This is a genomic window from Thermodesulfitimonas autotrophica, from assembly GCF_003815015.1.
GTDB lineage: Bacteria > Bacillota > Desulfotomaculia > Desulfotomaculales > Ammonificaceae > Thermodesulfitimonas > Thermodesulfitimonas autotrophica.
Window position 1 is genome coordinate 292,393 of sequence record NZ_RKRE01000003.1, and the last position, 17,812, is coordinate 310,204.

18 protein-coding genes and 1 riboswitch are annotated in these 17,812 nt (G+C 59.6%); of the genes, 15 read left to right on the forward strand and 3 right to left on the reverse strand.

What is annotated here, in order from left to right; genetic code table 11:
* Positions 1 to 125: 125 nt before the first annotated feature.
* From EDD75_RS08945 to EDD75_RS08955, 3 genes are read left to right on the forward strand one after another with little or no spacing between them, the layout of a single operon-like run.
* Positions 126 to 3,179, forward strand: coding sequence for a PAS domain S-box protein (locus EDD75_RS08945; protein WP_123931259.1), 3,054 nt, complete (start codon positions 126 to 128; stop codon positions 3,177 to 3,179).
* Entirely contained in the window at positions 3,176 to 4,369 is a 1,194-nt protein-coding gene (locus EDD75_RS08950; protein WP_123931261.1) for a response regulator, read from the forward strand. Before EDD75_RS08945 ends, EDD75_RS08950 begins: the two co-directional genes overlap by 4 nt.
* On the forward strand, positions 4,366 to 5,547 hold the full coding sequence (locus EDD75_RS08955) for an HD domain-containing phosphohydrolase (protein WP_170157784.1): 1,182 nt from the start codon (positions 4,366 to 4,368) through the stop codon (positions 5,545 to 5,547). Before EDD75_RS08950 ends, EDD75_RS08955 begins: the two co-directional genes overlap by 4 nt.
* Here EDD75_RS08955 and EDD75_RS08960 read toward each other — a convergent pair.
* Genes EDD75_RS08960 through EDD75_RS08970 form a run of 3 tightly spaced genes read right to left on the reverse strand, consistent with a single transcriptional unit; the run spans position 5,504 to position 7,883 of the window.
* On the reverse strand, positions 5,504 to 6,262 hold the full coding sequence (locus EDD75_RS08960; RefSeq protein ID WP_123931265.1) for a UPF0280 family protein: 759 nt from the start codon (positions 6,260 to 6,262) through the stop codon (positions 5,504 to 5,506). The two genes, EDD75_RS08955 and EDD75_RS08960, sit on opposite strands and share 44 nt — an antisense overlap.
* Position 6,263: 1 nt before the next feature.
* Positions 6,264 to 6,665 carry an NIL domain-containing protein gene (locus EDD75_RS08965; protein ID WP_123931266.1) on the reverse strand — a complete coding sequence of 134 codons (402 nt, stop codon included), beginning with the start codon at positions 6,663 to 6,665 and terminating at the stop codon, positions 6,264 to 6,266.
* Entirely contained in the window at positions 6,666 to 7,883 is a 1,218-nt protein-coding gene (locus EDD75_RS08970) for a homocysteine biosynthesis protein (RefSeq protein ID WP_123931267.1), read from the reverse strand. It lies immediately after the preceding gene.
* An 82-nt stretch (positions 7,884 to 7,965) separates the two neighbouring features.
* Positions 7,966 to 8,099, reverse strand: a riboswitch (SAM riboswitch).
* Between the two features lie 159 nt (positions 8,100 to 8,258).
* On the opposite strand from EDD75_RS08970, the gene EDD75_RS08975 reads away from it, so the two are divergent.
* The 12 genes from EDD75_RS08975 (at position 8,259) to EDD75_RS09030 (ending at position 17,803) form a co-directional block, all read left to right on the forward strand.
* Positions 8,259 to 8,627 (forward strand): CGGC domain-containing protein, encoded by a 369-nt coding sequence (locus EDD75_RS08975; RefSeq protein ID WP_245963163.1) that lies wholly within the window; start codon positions 8,259 to 8,261, stop codon positions 8,625 to 8,627.
* 203 nt (positions 8,628 to 8,830) lie between these two features.
* Positions 8,831 to 10,009, forward strand: a complete 1,179-nt coding sequence (locus EDD75_RS08980) for a glycosyltransferase family 4 protein (RefSeq protein ID WP_245963164.1) — start codon at positions 8,831 to 8,833, stop codon at positions 10,007 to 10,009.
* Complete coding sequence (locus EDD75_RS08985) at positions 10,000 to 11,142, forward strand: sensor histidine kinase (protein ID WP_123931270.1); 1,143 nt, start codon at positions 10,000 to 10,002, stop codon at positions 11,140 to 11,142. The genes EDD75_RS08980 and EDD75_RS08985 overlap by 10 nt, the downstream gene beginning before the upstream one ends.
* Positions 11,143 to 11,204: 62 nt before the next feature.
* A complete protein-coding gene (locus EDD75_RS08990; RefSeq protein ID WP_123931271.1) occupies positions 11,205 to 11,843 on the forward strand; it encodes a response regulator in 639 nt (212 codons plus the stop codon).
* A gap of 207 nt (positions 11,844 to 12,050) precedes the next feature.
* Positions 12,051 to 12,212: a Flp family type IVb pilin gene (locus EDD75_RS08995; RefSeq protein WP_123931272.1), complete on the forward strand. Its 162-nt coding sequence runs from the start codon at positions 12,051 to 12,053 to the stop codon at positions 12,210 to 12,212.
* A gap of 69 nt (positions 12,213 to 12,281) precedes the next feature.
* A complete protein-coding gene (locus EDD75_RS09000; protein WP_123931273.1) occupies positions 12,282 to 12,446 on the forward strand; it encodes a Flp family type IVb pilin in 165 nt (54 codons plus the stop codon).
* Between the two features lie 97 nt (positions 12,447 to 12,543).
* Positions 12,544 to 13,095 carry an A24 family peptidase gene (locus EDD75_RS09005; protein WP_123931275.1) on the forward strand — a complete coding sequence of 184 codons (552 nt, stop codon included), beginning with the start codon at positions 12,544 to 12,546 and terminating at the stop codon, positions 13,093 to 13,095.
* Between the two features lie 5 nt (positions 13,096 to 13,100).
* Positions 13,101 to 13,487: a TadE/TadG family type IV pilus assembly protein gene (locus tag EDD75_RS09010; RefSeq protein WP_123931277.1), complete on the forward strand. Its 387-nt coding sequence runs from the start codon at positions 13,101 to 13,103 to the stop codon at positions 13,485 to 13,487.
* Positions 13,488 to 13,499: 12 nt separating this feature from the next.
* On the forward strand, positions 13,500 to 14,402 hold the full coding sequence (locus tag EDD75_RS09015; protein ID WP_123931279.1) for a pilus assembly protein TadG-related protein: 903 nt from the start codon (positions 13,500 to 13,502) through the stop codon (positions 14,400 to 14,402).
* Positions 14,403 to 14,414: 12 nt separating this feature from the next.
* A complete protein-coding gene (cpaB, locus tag EDD75_RS09020; protein WP_170157785.1) occupies positions 14,415 to 15,191 on the forward strand; it encodes a Flp pilus assembly protein CpaB in 777 nt (258 codons plus the stop codon).
* 41 nt (positions 15,192 to 15,232) lie between these two features.
* The gene (locus EDD75_RS09025) at positions 15,233 to 16,435 is read left to right on the forward strand and encodes a response regulator (RefSeq protein WP_123931283.1); all 1,203 of its coding nucleotides are present in this window, start codon (positions 15,233 to 15,235) and stop codon (positions 16,433 to 16,435) included.
* A 33-nt stretch (positions 16,436 to 16,468) separates the two neighbouring features.
* Entirely contained in the window at positions 16,469 to 17,803 is a 1,335-nt protein-coding gene (locus EDD75_RS09030; RefSeq protein ID WP_245963165.1) for a TadA family conjugal transfer-associated ATPase, read from the forward strand.
* The last annotated feature ends 9 nt before the right edge of the window (positions 17,804 to 17,812 follow it).

The following is a 17,812-nucleotide window of genomic DNA, read 5'->3' on the forward strand; positions in this document are numbered from 1 at the left end:
AGGAGCTTACTTAACGCCGAAAAAGGAAGTAGAGGTCTCTACAGGCGCTATGCTGTTGTGGTAAGGGTTCCGGTGGGGACCGGGGGCGGAAATTTTAACCGGGAAATGGTCTGGGAGGCGAAGGGATGACCCTGAAAAAGAAGACGCTGCAGCTTTTCGGGCTTACGGCCGTCTGCATGGGTGTGGTTTTTATGGTCGCGCTCAAGACGATCGTTTTGAACAGCCTGCTGGCCCACGAGGAGATGCACCTGGCGGCAGATGTGGAGCGCGTGCTGCACCTGCTCGGCGACGAGGGGCGGGAACTTCAGGCCAAAATTTCGTTTCTCGCGCAACGGGATGATACCTGCGCCTTTGTCAAACGGCCAAGTCCGGACTACGTGCGCTCGAACCTCCCGGATGCGGTGCTTGCGGCGCAGCGGCTTGACCTGATCGCCTTTATCGATAGCACCGGGAAAGTAGTTTGGGGGAAGGCTTTTTACCGTGGTCAGGGGTGGCGGCCGGTACTCCCAGAAGGCTTTCCAGGAAGCCTCGCCGCCGGAGAAGGCTGCTTCTCCCGCATGGTTAAAGCCTCCGGGGGGCTCACCGGACTCGGCCTTTTACCGGGAGGCCCGGCGCTGGTAGCCGCGGTTCCCGTTATGCCGGGCACCGGTACCGGACCAAGTCCGGGGGCGGTCATTGCGGGGCGTTACCTGGACCCGGAAGAGGTTAAACACTTGGCCCGGGAAGCCGGTTTAGCCCTGGATGTGTGGGCGCTTACCCCTATTGAAAAAATGCCGCCCGACGCCGCGATGGCGGCGCAGGCTTTGCTTAAAGGCCCAGAGAAACTTTATACCCGGCTTCTCAGCCCGGAGGCAATTGCCGGTTACACGCTGGTGACGGGGCTTTGCGGCAAACCGGTACTCCTTTTGCGGGTTACCGCACCGCGAACCGTTTACCAGCAGGGCCAGCGCAGTCTCCTCTACCTTTTTGTGATCCTTGTGGCCGTCGGGGCTCTTTTAGGCGGGATAACCATTTTCGCTTTTTACCAGACGGTGCTTTCCCGCCTGGCGCATCTGAGCGCGGCGGTGCGGCGAATCGGGATGGAGGGGGATCTCACAACCCGGGTCACCGTGGCGGGGGACGACGAGCTTGCCGACTTTGCCCGCGAGATCAACAAGATGCTTGCCGCCCTCGAACAGTCGAAGCAGTTGCGGGAGAGCGAGGAACGCTACCGCGCCCTTTTTGACCAGGCGCTGACCGGCAACTATATCGCTTTGGCGTACGGCCGGGTCCTCCTTTGCAACCCGGCTTACGTGCGGATGTTCGGCTTCAGTTCGTTTGATGAGGCGCTGGCGACCGATTTCTTCAGCCTTTTTCCGGATGAGGCGGCAAAAGAGGCGTTCCTATGGCTCCTGCGCGAAAAGAAAAGGCTTGAGCTCCACGAAGCTACTTTCCGCCGGCGGGACGGGCAACTGATTACCGTGGTGCAGAACGTGATCGGAACCTTTGACCAGCGCGGCGAGCTGCTTCAGCTTCAAGGGTACCTTTTCGACATCACGGCCCGGAAAAAGGCGGAGGAAGCGCTGGCGCGGGCCAAGCGCCAGAACGAGCTGCTTTTGGAGGCCGTCGGCGAAGGGATATCCGGTGTTGACCCGGAAGGGAAAACGACTTTTGTTAACCCGGCGGCGCTCCAGATGACGGGTTATGCGGCGGAGGAGGTAATCGGTCTGCAGCAGCACGCCATGCTGCACCATACGCGGGCGGACGGCACCCCTTATCCGGAAGCGGCGTGTCCGGTCCACGCTACCCTGCGGGACGGGCGACCGCGCTCGGTTACCGGCGAGGTCTTTTGGCGGAAGGACGGGAGCAGCTTCCCTGTGGATTACACCTGCACGCCGGTGCGGGAAGGGGAAAAGATTGTGGGTGCCGTCGTTGTTTTCCGCGATGTTACGGCGCGGCAGCGGGCCGAGCAGGCGCTGCGGGAAGCGCACACGCAAATCAAGCAACTGGTAGCCTCCATCTCCTCCATCCTGATCGGTTTAGACGCGGCTGGTTGCGTTCAACACTGGAACGGTCCTGCGGCCGAAACCTTTGGGTTGGCGGCGGCAGCCGTAGTTGGCCGCCCGCTCAGTGCCAGCGGCATCGAATGGGAGTGGGAGAAGGTGGCGCGGGGCATCGCCGCGTGCCGCGAGCGCCAGGAACCGGTACGGGTGGATGATGTCCGTTACCTGCGGCGGGACGGCAAGCCCGGTTTTTTGGGGCTGACGGTGACGCCGCTGGTGAGCGAGGAGGGGAAGCACTTAGGTTACGTTATTCTCGCTGCCGATATTACCGAACGGAAAAACGAGGAGACCCAGCGTGTTTTACGGCAAAAGTTAGAGTCACTCGGACAATTGGCGGCGGGGATCGCCCACGAGATCAACACGCCGATGCAGTATGTTGGCGATAATACAACCTTCTTGCGGGATGCGTTTGCGACGCTCTCCCAGTTTGTAGCGCGTTGCCAGGAGTTCGTAGCGCAGGGGGAGAGTGGCGTCGTGCCGGCAGATGAGTTGGCGGTAGCCTTGGCGGCGCTTGACTGGGAATTTTTAGGTACGGAAATCCCGAAGGCCCTGGAACAATCTCTGGAAGGGATTGGCCGGGTGCGGAAGCTTGTCTTGGCGATGAAGGAGTTCGCGCATCCCGGCAAGAAGGAAAAAGCGCCCTGTAACCTCAACCGGGCGGTGGAGAGCACGGTGACCATTTCGCGGAACGAGTGGAAGTACGTGGCGGACCTCGAAATGGACCTGGATCCAGACCTGCCGCCTGTGCCCTGTGTGGTTGATGAGATCAACCAGGTGGTCCTCAATATGATTATTAACGCCGTTCACGCCATTGAGGCGGTTGTAAATAAGGAAGCGGGTGAGAAGGGTAAGATTATCATTCGGACCCGGAGAGAAGGCGATTTTGCTAAGATCGAAATCAGCGACACCGGCACCGGCATTCCGCCGGCCATTATTGACCGGATCTTCGACCCGTTTTTCACCACCAAAGAGGTGGGCAAAGGCTCCGGCCAGGGGTTAGCCATCGCCCACGACATCATTGTGAACAAGCACAGGGGCAATATTACCGTGGAATCGGAAGTTGGGAAAGGAACTACCTTCACCGTCTATCTGCCGTTGAATCCTCCGGAAGAGGAAAGGAGGGAGCAGGTGACGTGAAACGGGCCATTCTCTTCGTCGACGACGAGCCCAACGTGATCGATGGCTTGCGACGGATGCTCCGTAACATGCGGGACAGATGGGAGATGTATTTCGCCGGAAGCGGCGAGGAGGCGCTTAAGATCTTAGAGACGACGCCGATCGACGTGATCGTAGCCGATATGCGGATGCCGCAGATGGACGGGGCCACGCTGCTGGCGAGAGTCCAGGAACGCTACCCCCATGTGGTCAGAATCATGCTGACCGGTCATTCGGACAAAGAGATGACGTTGCGCTCCACCAAAAGCGCGCACCAGTTCCTTGCCAAGCCGTGCGACGGGGAAACGCTGCGGTACACGATCGAGCGCACCTGTCAGCTGCGTGAGCTGTTGCGCGACGAGAAGCTGCTACAAGTGGTCACCGGAATAACCGTGCTGCCGAGCCTGCCGAGTCTTTACCGCGAGCTGATCAGAGAGATGGAAGCGCCAAACGCCTCCCTCAAAAAGATCGGGGAGATTGTGGCGCAGGATATGGCGATGACGGCGAAGGTGCTGCAACTCGTCAACTCGGCCTTTTTCGGCCTACCCCAGCGGGTCACCAACCCGGTGCAGGCGGTAACGCTCCTCGGCCTCAACAATTTAAGGCCGCTCGTTCTCTACATCCACCTCTTCGAGGCTTTTGAAACCACTCCGGGATCCGGTCGGGTGATAGAAGCCCTCTGGGAGCACAGCGTCGCGGTAGGCAGCCTCGCGCGGGAAATCGCCCGTTTGGAAAAAGCGGACCGGGAGGTGACGGACGAGGCGCTGACGGCCGGTCTGCTGCACGACATCGGCAAGCTCCTGCTGCTGCGGCTTCCCGACTGCTGTGAGAAGCTTAAAGGGCTGGCGGACCGCGAAGGCGACTGGTCGCCGGCGGACGAGTACGCGCTTATAGGAACATCGCACGCCGAACTCGGCGCCTACCTCTTAGGGTTGTGGGGAATTGCCGATACGGTGGTGGAAGCGGTGGCCTTCCACCACCAGCCGGGCAACTCGGTCGCCGACCGTTTTACGGTTCTGACGGCCGTACACGTGGCGAACGGGCTGGTTAAGGAAGGGGATTGCTCGCTTCAGACCGTCGACCTGGACTACTTGAGGCGGCTGGGTCTGGAGCAAAAAGTTACGCGCTGGGCGGAATTGTGCCGGGAGATCAAAGGGGGACAAGCGCGGTGAAAGAGAAGATCCTTCTTGTTGACGATGATCCCAACATCCTTGCCGGTTTTAAGCGCAACCTGCGCCACCACTTTGAGATCGCGACGGCCGAGAGCGGCGCGGAGGGGCTCGGCATGCTCAAGGAACAGGGGCCCTTTGCCGTAGTGGTATCCGACCTGCGAATGCCCCAGATGGACGGCATCCAATTTCTTTCCCTGGCGCGCCAGGTTGCGCCGGACACGGTGCGGGTGATGCTTACCGGCTACGCCGACCTGCAGGTGGCGATGGACGCGATCAACGAAGGGAACATCTTCCGGTTCCTCACTAAACCCTGCTCAACCGAGGATTTTCTGAGGGTGCTCAATGCCGCAGTCGAACAGTACCGGCTCGTTACCGCGGAGCGGGAGCTTTTGGAGAAGACGCTCTGGGGCAGCATCAAAATGCTCATTGAAATCCTGTCGCTCCTGAACCCGGTGGCGGTAAACCAGGCTTCCCGCCGCCGCAACATTGCGCGCCGGATAGGCATCCGCCTCAAGGTCGCGAAGCTGTGGGAGCTGGAGCTGGCGGCGATGCTGGCCCAGGTCGGTTACGTCACGATCCCCCAGAAAATCTTAGAGAAGAAGGCCCGGGGTGAGGCTTTAACGGAGGAAGAGGAGAAGGTTTTCCTTACCTATCCCCAGGTGGGGCAGAAGCTACTTGCCAACATCCCCCGGCTTGAGAATATTGCCGCGGGGATTGCGTACCAGCTTAAGCAGTACGACGGGGGCGGTTTCCCCGCCGACAACCGAAAGGCCGGAGCGATCCCCTTCATCGGGCGGGTGCTCAAGGTGGTGCACGACTACGACGCGCTCCTGCAGACGGGGAAAACCCCGGCCGAAGCGGTTGCCGTAATGCAGGAGCGGCGCCACTGGTACGACCCTGAAGTTCTTGGGGCGCTTGAGGCGGAGGTGCTGAGTGCGGAAGAAGGCTTCATCGTGCGGGCGCTGAGTCTCGACGAGCTCTTGCCGGGGATGGTGTTAGCGGACGATATCCGGGATGGGCGGGGCGTGATCCTGGTGCCCAAAGGTTACGAGGTGACGGATGTTCTAAAAACGAGGCTCCTCAATTTTGCGCGGTTCAGCGTGATTGCCGAACCGGTGAAGGTGCTAGAGCCGGTTAAGGCGAAGGGTTCTCAGGTGGGAGCACGGGAACAAGCTTGACCTTGCCCCAGACGCCCAAGGCGTCGCCGATGATCACGACGGCGCCCGCGACGCCCGGTATCTCCCGGGCAAAGGCGAGCGCCTTTTCGATGTCTGCCGGGGTTTGCACGCGGTTGCCCACTGCGGTGGCCGCGGCGTCGGCGAGGGTGGCGGTGCCGGCGAGGATTACGGCGGCGTCGGCCCGCCCGAAGCTCAAGGAGTGACCTACGGTCCCCGAGGAGGTACAGATGCCGAGTGGGGTGTAGTCCGGAGGTATCTCAATGGCCATCCGGTGTGACAGGGGCGAGTTGCCGGCAAAGATGCCGACCCGGCGCTTCCGCGTGGATTTAAGAAAGATGTCGCCCCCGTTTTCGACGATGACGTCCCGGGAGTAGCGCGTGAGGAGCCGGCCCACCAGATCGGCGAAAGCCCCGGCCACCGCGGCCATGGGGCCAACACCGCAAGCTGCTCCCGCTTCGGCCATAGCCACCGCGATTTCCGGGGCGTCCGGAAGCGGGCGGTGCGGCTGGAGGGTTTTTAAGAAGACGGGGTCCTTTTCAATATAGGCCTCCAGCAGGGCCCGCTCCTGTTTGACCTTTTTTTCGACCAGCCAGACGAGATCCGGTGTAAAACGCTCCGCGCGGACCCCGAGGCAGAGGTCGGTCTCCTTTACCTTGACCTCGAAAAAGAAAAGGTCCTCCTCGCGGAAGAGCGCGCGGTAGGTGCGGCGGGCCAAATTAGAACCGGACCTCCATCGCCTTCATCGGGCAGGCCCGCACGCAGAGCTGGCAGACGACGCAGGCCTCGCTATCGAAGCGAACCAGCATCGACGGCCGCTCGATGTAGAGCGCTCCCGTGGGGCAGATGGCGGTGCAGGCGCCGCAGTGGGTGCACCGCTCCTCATTCCGCACCACCTCTTCGGTGAGCGGCTGCACCCCGACGCCCTGCTGCCGGAGAAATTCTAGACCCTCTTCGGTTTTCGCGCCGGTAACGTCGAGGACCATCGTCCCTTCCTTGTGCGGGTTGATGTTCGCCTTCAGGATGTTGATCATCAGGTCGTAGTCCTTAACCAGGCGAAAGATGATCGGTTTATCGGCAATCGCTGCCGGAAAGCGCAGCACTACCTTGCTCGGTGCCATTTACCTCTCGCTCCTTTCGGTGTCGCGGATTTCAAGGGTGCGGGCCACGATGCCGGCATCCGGGCCCGGGAGAAGCTGGACCGGTTCACCAAGCAGGAACCTGCCTTCGCTAATCCAGCGTTTCAAAATCGCAGATATCTCCAGAGCTTTCACGTAGCTCGAGAGTGGTGCTGTCGGCACTTCTTTACCCCCAACAGTTATACGGCCCGATTTAAGCGCGGCGTAGCTAACGAACCCCAGGTTACCGGGTTTGCGGTTCGGGTAAGCTTCAGCATAATCAATAATCGGCGCGTAAAGTTCGGCGTCGGTGCGGGAGGCGTAGTAACATATCTCCTCGTTCAGAATCGGGATGGGTATCCCAATGCCTACGCTTAAGGTGGCGCCGTAGCCGAGCATACTTGTGCCGCGCAGCCACTGGGGGCTCATCTGCTTCAAGTCCCCTAAAACCGCGAGCGTCCCCCCTGCCGGAACGCGCGGCGCTCCTTCCGGAAGCGGCGGGAGGCTCGGGAAGTGCTGCGTGCCGTTCCAGACTACGTAACCGACGCCGCCGCCTAAGAAAATGCGGGTACCGACGCCGATGGTCCGGAAGTACGGGTCCTTTAAGAGCGGGCTCAGCTGCCCGGAGGTGGAGTAGTGCGCGTTCCCGAGGTTAGGTTTTAAGACCCCCATGTAGGTGTAGAGCGTCCGCGGCCCCGTATTCACCGCGCAGGCATAGTTCTGGTAGGCGTTGCGCGGGTTAAAGAGGACCGCCTCGTTAATATCATCGAGAGTCACTACCGTTTCAATCTCCCGGCGCGGGTAACAGTCGGTTCCGTAGCCAAGAGCCTTAAGGCGCACCGGCCTGCGGGCTACAAAGTCCTCGATGACGTGCCCGCCGCCGTAGCGGAATTCACCGGGGTGGTTTTTATTGAGCGGGTCCTCTTCGGGCAGTGCGGTGGCGCCTAAGTAGCAGTCAACCGCGGCGAGACCCGCGTAAGCGGGCACGCCGTTGAGCCAGACGCGGTTGAACTTTATCCGTGGGGCGCTGTGCCCGAAGTTGAAGTAGGCTCCCGAAGAGCACATCGGCGCGAAGGTTCCGGTGGTGACCACGTCGACCTCCTGCGCCGCCCGGCTAACCCCCTTTTCCTGGACGAGGGCGATCAGTTCCTCGGCAGTAACGACCACCGCTTTGCCGGCTTTGATTTTCTCGTTGATCACGGCGAAAGTTTTATCACGCATCCTATCTCCTCCTTTTCCCGGTATGCCGCCTGCAGGCAAAATAAAGGCCTCTTCTAACATGAAGAGGCCGTAATTTCAGGCACCCTTATCTGTCAGAAGAGATGGGTGAGCTCTTCTGCTGGAATTGGCACCTGGCCGGGCCGCAGCCTTTGTGGCCACCCCCCGACTGGTTGCCGGGCTTCATAGGGCCAGTCCCTCCGCCACTCTTGATAAGAGCCCGGGAACACGTTATTTAGTTTGCCCTTAAAGTTATCAAGTTTTGGCGGGCCTGTCAAGAGGCGGTTGGCAAGAAAAATGAACCCGGGTAGGATTAAGAGGGTAGACATTATGCCATTTTTTGTTTATAATACATTTGCTCAAAAATTTTGCCAGGAGGTGTTCGGTTTGGCACGGATCGTGATCCTGTCGTGCAAAAAAATCAGAGACATTACCTGCGTTTCGTGTATCAAGTGTTTTAAAGCCGTGGCGGAGCGGGCAGGAGAGTTTGAAAGGTTCAAGGATGAACCGCTCGAAATCGTAGGTATGGGGGATTGCGGCGGTTGTCCAGGGCTGGTGATGCCTAAGTTGGGTATCATTAGCGATATTGCAAAGGCTTACGGGCGCGACTTCGACGTGGTATATCTCGGAACCTGTATCGTCAAGGCTTCTACTACCGCGAAATGCCCGATCAACCCCGAAGAACTGGCCCAAAAGATTAAGGGGAAGTTCGGGAAAGAGGTGATTATCGGCACCCATCCGTGGTAGGATATACCTCCAGCGGCTGCCCGGGACACGGCCCCCGGGCTTTTTTCTTTGCGGGGAATGGCGCAAAAAGGAGGTGGGCGGAAGAGGGGCGAATAGAGAAACTGCCGGGGAATACTTGAGCTGATCGGCGCTTGAAGTAGCAGCGGATAGATTATGTGCCGCTGCCAAGTTTTTAAAAACGGGAGGCGAAGCTCTTTTTGCGCGTGGGAGTCTTTGCGGACAGCTACCGACCCTACACCAGCGGTGTGGTCCGGTCCATCGAGACGTTTCGTCTGGCGCTTACCGCGAGGGGCGTCTCTTTCTTTATCTTCGCCCCGCGCTACCCGAACTGCGAGCCTGAGGAAAAAGTCTTCCGGTTCTTTTCCCTGCCGGCCCCGACCAACCCAGACTTTGCCATAGCTATTCCGCTTTCGGTCCGCCTCGGGCGGACGCTCAAATCGCTGGGGCTCGATCTCATTCACGTCCACTCCCCCTTTTTTCTCGGCGGCTTAGGGGCGCGCTGGGCGCGGCGTCTGGGGTTGCCCCTCGTCTTTACCTACCACACCCTTTACGAAGAGTACGTCCACTATTTCCCCTTCCTGCGCCAGCCGGCGCGGGTCGCGACGCGGCGTTATACGGTAAATTTCTGTAACCGTTGTGATTTGGTGCTGGCGCCGACCGGAGCTATCCGGGAGTACCTCTTGCGGTCCGGAGTTAGCGTTCCGGTAGCCGTTCTGCCGACCGGTATTGAGCTTGCAGCCTTCCGGGGCGGCGACGGCGCCGGTTTCCGGAAGCGCCTGGGTATCGACCCGGAGGAGAGGGTGCTCCTCTACGTAGGCCGGCTCGGCAGGGAAAAGAACATCGCCTTTCTGCTGCGGGCGTTTCGCGATATCGCCGCCCGTCTTGATGCGGTGCGGCTGGTTTTGGTGGGGGGCGGCCCGGCGCGGGAGGAACTTCACGGTGAGGCCCGGAGGCTTGGCATCCACGAGAAAGTGGTTTTCGCGGGGCCGGTACCGCCGGAGCGGGTTAAGGATTGTTACGCGGCGGCCGATCTCTTTGTTATGGCCTCACTTACGGAGACACAGGGTCTGGTGATCGGGGAGGCCAAGGCGGCCGGCCTGCCGGTCGTGGCCGTCAGGGCCCAGGGCGTAAGCGAAATGGTCAATGAAGGGGTGGATGGGTTCCTCACGCCGCTTGACGAGGCGATTTTTGCTACGGTGGTCTGCCGGGTGCTCGAGGACCCGCACCTTTACCAGAACCTAAAGGAGGGGGCGGTGGCGAAGGCCGCGGAGTTATCCATCGGCCGGCTCGCAGAGGTCCTTTTAGGGCATTACCGGGCGCTGGCGGAGAAAAAGCGCGGCGGCGACTTTACTGCTGAAGGCGGGGAGAAACGGTGGCAGTAAAAACGCTTGAAGAAATCATTAAAGAAATCATAAGTCTAATCGAAAAGAATAGAGAGGAGATTTTTTCGATTGCTGAGGCGACCGAAACCGAAATTAAGCGTCTCCAGCAAGAGGTGGAAGCGGTTCGCCAGGAGACGCTGGAGGTAATTGCCCGGGTCGACAGCCTCCAAAAAGCGGAGAAGGCGGCGCGCCTGCGGTTGATGGAGGTAAGCGCCGACTTCAGGAAATATACGGAAGCGGATATCAAAGAGGCTTACGAGAACGCCCAGCGGCTGCAGTTAGAACTGGCGACCCTCCGGGAAAAAGAGGCGATGCTCCGCCTGCGCCGGGACGATATGGAACGGTCGCTCAAACGGCTGGTAGAAACGCGGCAGCGGGCAACGCGCCTGGCGTCACGGATAGGGGTGATCCTCGACTACCTCCGCACCGATTTTCAGGGAGCGGCGGAGCGGATGGGTGAGATGCAGCAATGGCAGCAGATGGCGCTCCGGATCCTGGAGGCGCAGGAAGAAGAGCGGCGGCGGGTGGCCCGGGAGATCCACGACGGGCCCGCGCAGTCGATGGCCAACGTGGTGATGCGGGCGGAGTTCTGCTTGAAGCTGCTGGACCGGGACCCGGCGAAACTCCGCGGCGAGCTCCTGGCGCTTCAGGACCTGGTCCGTACCAGCCTGCAGGACACGCGCAAGATAATTTTCGACCTCCGGCCGATGGCGCTTGACGATTTAGGGCTGGCGGCGGCGCTCAAGAAGTTTGTGGCCAACTACAAGGAACAATACGGGTTACCGGTGGAGTACCAGTACTTCGGCCCGGAGAAAAGGCTACCGCCGGCGGTGGAGGTGGCTCTCTTCCGGATTGTTCAGGAGGCGCTCAACAACATTTACAAGCATGCCCACGCCACCAGTGCCCTGGTTAAGCTCGAGGTTTTACCGGCGCGGGTGAACCTGGTAGTGCGGGATAACGGTAGGGGGTTCGATGTGGAAAAGGTGCTCAAAGACCCGGAGCGGAAAGGCTACGGGCTCCTCGGAATCAGAGAACGGGTGCAGCTTTTGAACGGCGAGTTAGAAATCATCTCTTCGCCCGGGAAGGGAACAACCCTAATGGTAGGCATTGATCTTACAACAGAGGAACAATAAGGAGTCACGGGAGATGCCACACTCTACAAGCGTTCTCTTCAGAGGTTGGGGAGAGGGGTTAGATGGCGGTACGGGTTCTTGTTGTTGACGACCACGCGCTGATCCGGGAGGGTTTAATCAAGATCCTCTCGGTAGAACCGGGTATCGCGGTGGTCGGTGAAGCAGCTAACGGTCGGGAGGCGGTCGAGTTTGTGCGGCGGCAACCGATTGATGTCGTTCTCCTCGACATCAGCATGCCGGAAATGAACGGGATTGAAGCCTGTCGGGAGATTAAACGGCTGCGCCCGGAGACGGCAGTGGTGGCCCTTACGATTCACGACGAGGAAGAGTACCTTTTCGAGATGATCCGCGCCGGTGTTTCGGGTTACGTTTTGAAGGATATGTCTGCGGACAAGCTGGTAGAGACTATTTACGGCGTGGCGCGGGGCGAATCCTTTATTCCACCGCGTTTGACGGCTAAGGTTTTTCAGGAGTTCAACCGGCTGGCCGCCCGCAGCAATCCTGACGGCCTCACCGAGCGGGAGGTGGAGGTCCTGCGCCTGGTGGCGGCGGGGGCGAGCAACCGGGAGATTGCGAGCAAGCTCTTTATCAGCGAAAAGACGGTGAAAAATCATTTGTCGAACATCTTTCAAAAAATTGGGGTGACCGACCGGACGCAGGCGGCGCTTTACGCCATTAAGCAGCGGCTTGTAGAGTTGTAGCGCCGGCCGTTTTTAGGGTTAGTTTCAATCTGGGAGCCCTAAATTTTTTGGTCCTTGCAAATGTCGAATGTTATCAAGATAGGTCGAAAGTCCTATCGAAAATGGGACCTATAGGCCCCCACAAAATGAGGCGGCTGTTCGATGGCGGTGCTCTGGGATCGGAGTTACGATTAAGCTGGCGGCAAGTCCAGAGGAGGGGAGGCGCGGGTGAGGGAGCTGCTATGGCGGCTGGTCCGGGAGGAGGATGGGCAAGGGCTGGCGGAATACGCGTTAATCTTCGTGCTGGTAGTAGTGGTAGCGATAGTGGGGCTGGTGGTGCTCGGAACTAAGGTGCGCGACAAATATTATCACGTCTCCAATAATATGTAGCGCGGCAGGCAAGCCCTTCGGGGTGTTCACAATAGCTAAGCAGATTAAGTACTAAGGGAGGGAATGTGGATGAAGGGACTCCTTAAGCGGCTGCTAAAAGAAGAAGAAGGTCAGGGGATGGCGGAGTACGGGTTGATCCTGGCGCTGATCGCAGTGGTGGCCATTGCGGCCCTGGTAGTTCTTGGGGGTAGAATCAAGAACAAGTTCGAGGAAGTTTCCAACAACCTTCAGTAAAGGGAAACGACAGGACTTTAAAGACGTCTTTTTCCAAGGCACCTCCTACCCCTATATAAGCCCTGCCCGGCTCATAGATGGCCGGGCGGGGCCACCTTTGAAAGCTTTGACCGTTCTGAAGGGCTTGCCGCAACGCTTTAGAAGTGGTGGTATGCTTATGCAGCCTCTCGAAGCCTGCATTATGGCTGTAGCTTCAATTTCGCTGGTTACCGACCTTCACCGGCGGCGGATCTATAACGCGGTTCTCTTCCCCGCCATTATTTTTGCGCTCCTTTACCGGGGGCTGACAGGCGGCTGGGCTTCCTTATGGGAAGGGGTCGCCGGTCTGGGCGCGGGGGTGGCGCTCCTTCTTATGGCCTACGCGGCCGGCGGCGTCGGGGCTGGTGATGTGAAGTTGCTGGGGGCAGTGGGAGCCTGCGGCGGACCGGAGTTTGTCCTTTACACCTTCCTCGCCGGGGCGCTGTTAGGTGGTGTGGTTTCCGGTTTTCTTTTGGCGCGCGAGAAGCGGCTATGGCTGGCTTTAAAAGGAGCTTGTCTCAGCTTTGTGCTTCCGGGGGGCGTGCGGCTCTGGCTTGGTGAGAGCGGCGTTAAGTTTCCCTACGGTGTCCTCTTCTGTCTCGGGAGTTTTGTGGCCCTTTGGTTGAGGTGATGCCTATGCGGCTGCGAGAGGAACGCGGTCAAGCCACCGTGGAGCTCGCGCTGGTTCTCCCTGTCCTGATCCTGATCCTCTTCGGGATTATGGAGTTCGGCCGCCTTTTTTCCGCCTACCTTGTCGTGACCAATGCTGCCCGCGAGGGGGCGCGACTGGCCGCAGTAGGTGCGGACGACGCGGCGATTGTGGCGCGGGTGCGGGACGCTGCGGGTTCACTTGATCCTGCGGCGCTAACCGTGGATATCGAACCGCCTGCCAGCAACCGGTTTAGCGGCACGGAGGCGCGGGTGAGCGTCTCTTACTCTGTTTATCTCGTAACCCCGGTCTTAACCGGCATTGCCCCCAACCCCTTTCCGCTGAGAGCCCGGGCGGTAATGCGGGTGGAGTGAGGTGGTGTGAGGATGGCTTGGCTTCGGGAAGAAAAAGGGGTGGTTTTGGTCCTGGTGGCAGCGGCCTTGGTGGCGCTTTTGGGCTTTGGGGCGCTGGTGACCGACGTGGGGCTGCTTATGCTCAACCGGGAGCGCGTAGCCAACGCGGCCGATGCGGCGGCACTTGCGGGCGCCGCGTTTCTTCCCGAGAACCCGGCTGCTGCCGTTAGCACGGCGCAGGAATACGCGCTAAAAAACGGCGCCCAACCGGGCGAGGTTAACGTCACCGTTGGTCCGGACGGCAAGAGCATCACCGTGGATGCCGTACACGCGGTGAATTTTTCCCTGGCACGCGCGCTGGGCTTCACTGCCTCAACCGTTTCGGCGCACGCTCGAGCTGAGGTCGGGGCGGTAAGTGAGCTTTATGGGGCGGCCCCTTTGGGGGTGCGGGAGCAGAGCCTTGAGTTTGGCCGGCTTTACAACCTAAAAGTCGGCGGTGGTGCGGGAGAGCACGGTAACTTTGGGGCGCTGGCTTTAGGCGGTCACGGAGCCAATAACTACGAGGATAATCTCCGGGAAGGCTATCAGGGGTGGCTTAAGGTGGGGGACATTCTCGAGACCGAGACGGGGAATATGTCGGGGCCGACCCGGCGGGCGGTGGAAGACCGCATCCGCGGCCACGAGAGCTGCACCTGGCAGCACCACTGCCGCGACTGCCCGCGCGTAATCTACACGCCGGTTTACCGGGTGGTAGGCGAGTTGCAAGGGCGAAGCCAGGTCGAGGTTGTAGGGTTTGCGGCTTTCTTCCTTGACGGGGTGACGGGCAGCGGTAACGACTGTTACGTGCAGGGTTACTTTATTCAAAAGTTAGTGAGCGGGGCCCGCGGGATAGGCGGGGACGATTACGGCTTGCGGACAGTGAAGCTTGTCGAGTAAGGAGCGATGGCGGTGCGGAGCAAAATCTTCTTGGCGCTGGCCCTGATCTTTGCCGCCGCAGCGGCGGTGAGCACCTATTTTTACCTTCAGGCGTTAGAAAAGACTTACCGGGAAACCGGGCGGTTTGTCACGGCGGTTGTTGCCGGAGCCGATATTCCCTCACGAACGAGAATTACGCCAGCAATGCTTAAATACCAGGATATTCCGGCCCGCTACTTACATCCCGATGCGGCCACTTCTGCCCGGGAAGTGGTCGGGAAGATTAGCCTGACGGATATCAAGGCGGGGGAGCCCATTCTCAAGAGCAAGTTGGTGGCCGCGAAGGATGCCCGGTATGGTTTGGCTTTCAGCCTTGGTGCCGGGGAACGGGCGGTAACCGTTGCTGTAACCGAGATTTCCAGCGTAGGCGGGATGGTGCGGCCAGGCGACCGGGTTGACGTGGTGGCAACTTTAGATGTTGCGCCCGCAGACCCTAATCAGCCCAAGACTACGTATACGACTACGATTTTGAGCGATATTAGGGTCCTGGCTACCGGCCAGATGCTGACGCCGGAGGAAAAGAAGGATAAGAAAGACACGGGATTCCAGCACGTGACCCTGGCGGTAACGCCGGCGGAGGCCCAGGTGCTCATCCTGGCTGCGGAGCGAGGCAGTATCCGGCTGGTGCTGCGTTCGCCGGTGGACAAGGAGAAAGTGAAGCTACCCCCGGCCAAGACCGAGGATTTGGTTGCTCAGGTCCCAAAACCGGTTAAGTCCGCTACCGTGCAGCAGACGTCACAGCCCCGCTGAACTCATCTGAGACGCCTTACGGGCTAAAGGGGGATGTTACCATGAGCTTAATTACCGTAGTCATCGCCGACGACATTGTAAATACCAGAGAAGACGTGAAGCGCCTCCTATTTTTTGAAGAGGATATCAAGGTGATCGGTGAGGCCGGCGATGGGGAAGAGGCCATCCGGGTGGTGCAGGAACTTAAGCCCGATGTGGTCTTGATGGATATCAACATGCCTGGGCTCGACGGCATCAGCGCTACCGAGAAAATCACCGAAAGCGTGCCCCAGACGGCGGTAATTATCATTTCCATTCAGGGGGAACACGAATACCTGCGAAAGGCGATGGCTGCCGGGGCCAGTGACTACCTGATCAAACCCTTCACCTCTCAGGAACTGGCAGATACGATCCGCCGGGTCTATGAAAAGGCGAAGAAACGGCAGGATACCCTGTGCCGTTTGCAGCAGGCGCCGGAAGAAGTCGTGCCCGGCCGGATAGTAGTTTTCTTCGGGAGCAAAGGCGGTGCTGGCCGTAGCACTTTGTGCTGCAACTTAGCCGTGGCCCTGAGCCAAGAATTCAAGCAGCGGGTTACGGTGGTTGACCTCGATATCGCCGCCGGGGATGTGGCCGCCCTTTTTAACCTGAGCCTCCCCGGTAGTATTGCCGAGCTGGTCCGGGAACCCGAGATCAATGAGGAGATTGTCAAAAGTTATGAGGTGACCCACCTTACGGGGGTGCGGGTCATCGGGGCCATCCCGTCGCGGGAGGAGGATTTTGCGACGGTGGCGGCCGGCATTCCGGCTGTTTTGGCGGTGCTGAAGGAAGAGGCGGACTATGTGTTAATCGACACGCCGCCGGTTCTGAACGCGGCGGTGGCGCGGGTGCTTGACCTGGCCGACGAGATCGTAGTGGTTGGCCAGACGGACGTGGTGGCCCTGCGCCGCCTTAAGGCGGACGTTGAGTTTCTCAATATGCACCAGCTTGGGGAGAAGATCCGGGTTGTGCTGAATAACGCTTCCTTTGAAGCCGGGCTGAAGCTCGTGGATATCGAAAGGTCGCTTGGCTTACAGGGGGTCAACTCCATTGCCGCCGACCCGAAAACGGCTCATGTGGCAGCGAACAAAGGGATACCCTTTGTCGCTTTGAGCAAGGGAAGCCGGGTGGCCCAGGACGTTATCCGCCTGGCGGAAAGATTCGTCGCGAAAGAGGCGCCGGCGAAGGGCGAGCGGCGTTCTCTCTTCGGTAAACTTTTGAGCGTGTAAGCTTTTTATGCGTAGGAGGTGTGACCGTTGACGGTGTTCTCCCGTTTTGAGGAGAAAAAAGAGAAGGCGAAAACGACCGGTCCAGACCGGGTGTTACGCCGTGACCCCTATCAGGAGCTGAAGGTTAACCTCCACAAGCTGTTAGTAGCGGAGCTTGGGGATATGCTCCGGGCGGGTAATGACCAGGCACTTGACGCGCATAGAGTAGAGAGCGTGGCCTGGGAACTCTTAGAGAAGCAGCCGGTGACCATCCCGCGCCTCGAGAAGCAGCGGATCGTAGCGGAGCTCGTCCAGGAGGCGCTCGGCTTCGGTCCGATAACGCCTTTCCTTGAGGATGAGGAGATCACCGAGATCATGGTCAACGGGCCGTACCAGGTTTACGTTGAGCGGCGCGGCAAGTTAGAGCTGACGGAGGTAACCTTCCGGGACGACGCGCACGTGATGCACATCATCGAAAAGATCGTGGCGCCGCTGGGGCGAAGAATTGACGAGAGCATGCCGATGGTGGACGCGCGGCTGCCGGACGGGTCGCGCGTCAACGCCATTATTCCCCCGCTGGCGCTTAACGGACCGACGATCACGATCCGGAAATTTTTCCGCGACCCGCTCACCATCGACGATCTGATCCGGTTTGGGAGCCTAACCCCCGAGATCGCCAAATTCTTAGAGGCCTGCGTCCGCGGGCGGTTGAACATCGTCGTTTCGGGCGGCACGGGCAGCGGTAAGACGACCCTTTTGAATATCCTCTCTTCGTTCATTCCTCCTGACGAGCGCATCATCACCATTGAGGATGCTGCGGAGCTGCAGCTCCGTCAGGAGCACGTGATCCGGCTCGAATCACGGCCCCCGAACATCGAGGGGAAAGGAGCGATCACGATCCGTGACCTGGTCCGTAACGCGCTGCGGATGCGCCCCGACCGGATTGTGGTCGGCGAGGTCCGCGGCGGTGAGGCGCTCGACATGCTCCAGGCGATGAATACGGGGCACGACGGGAGCCTCACCACCGGCCACGCGAATACGCCCCGGGATATGCTGGCCCGTATCGAAACGATGGTGCTCATGGCCGGGATGGAGTTGCCCGTCAAAGCGATCCGGGAGCAGATCGCTTCGGCCATTGACCTCATTGTCCACACCGGGCGGTTTAAGGACGGCTCACGGAAGGTGACCCACATTACGGAAGTTCAGGGAATGGAAGGTGATGTGATCGTCCTGCAAGATATCTTTATTTTCCAGCAGACTGGCGTTAACGAGCAAGGAAAGGTACTCGGCAGGTTTGTCAGCTCCGGAATCAGGCCGAAGTTTATCGACCGGCTGGAGGCGGCAGGTATTCACCTCGACCCGCGCCTCTTTGCGCCGACCACCTGGTGAGGAGGCCCA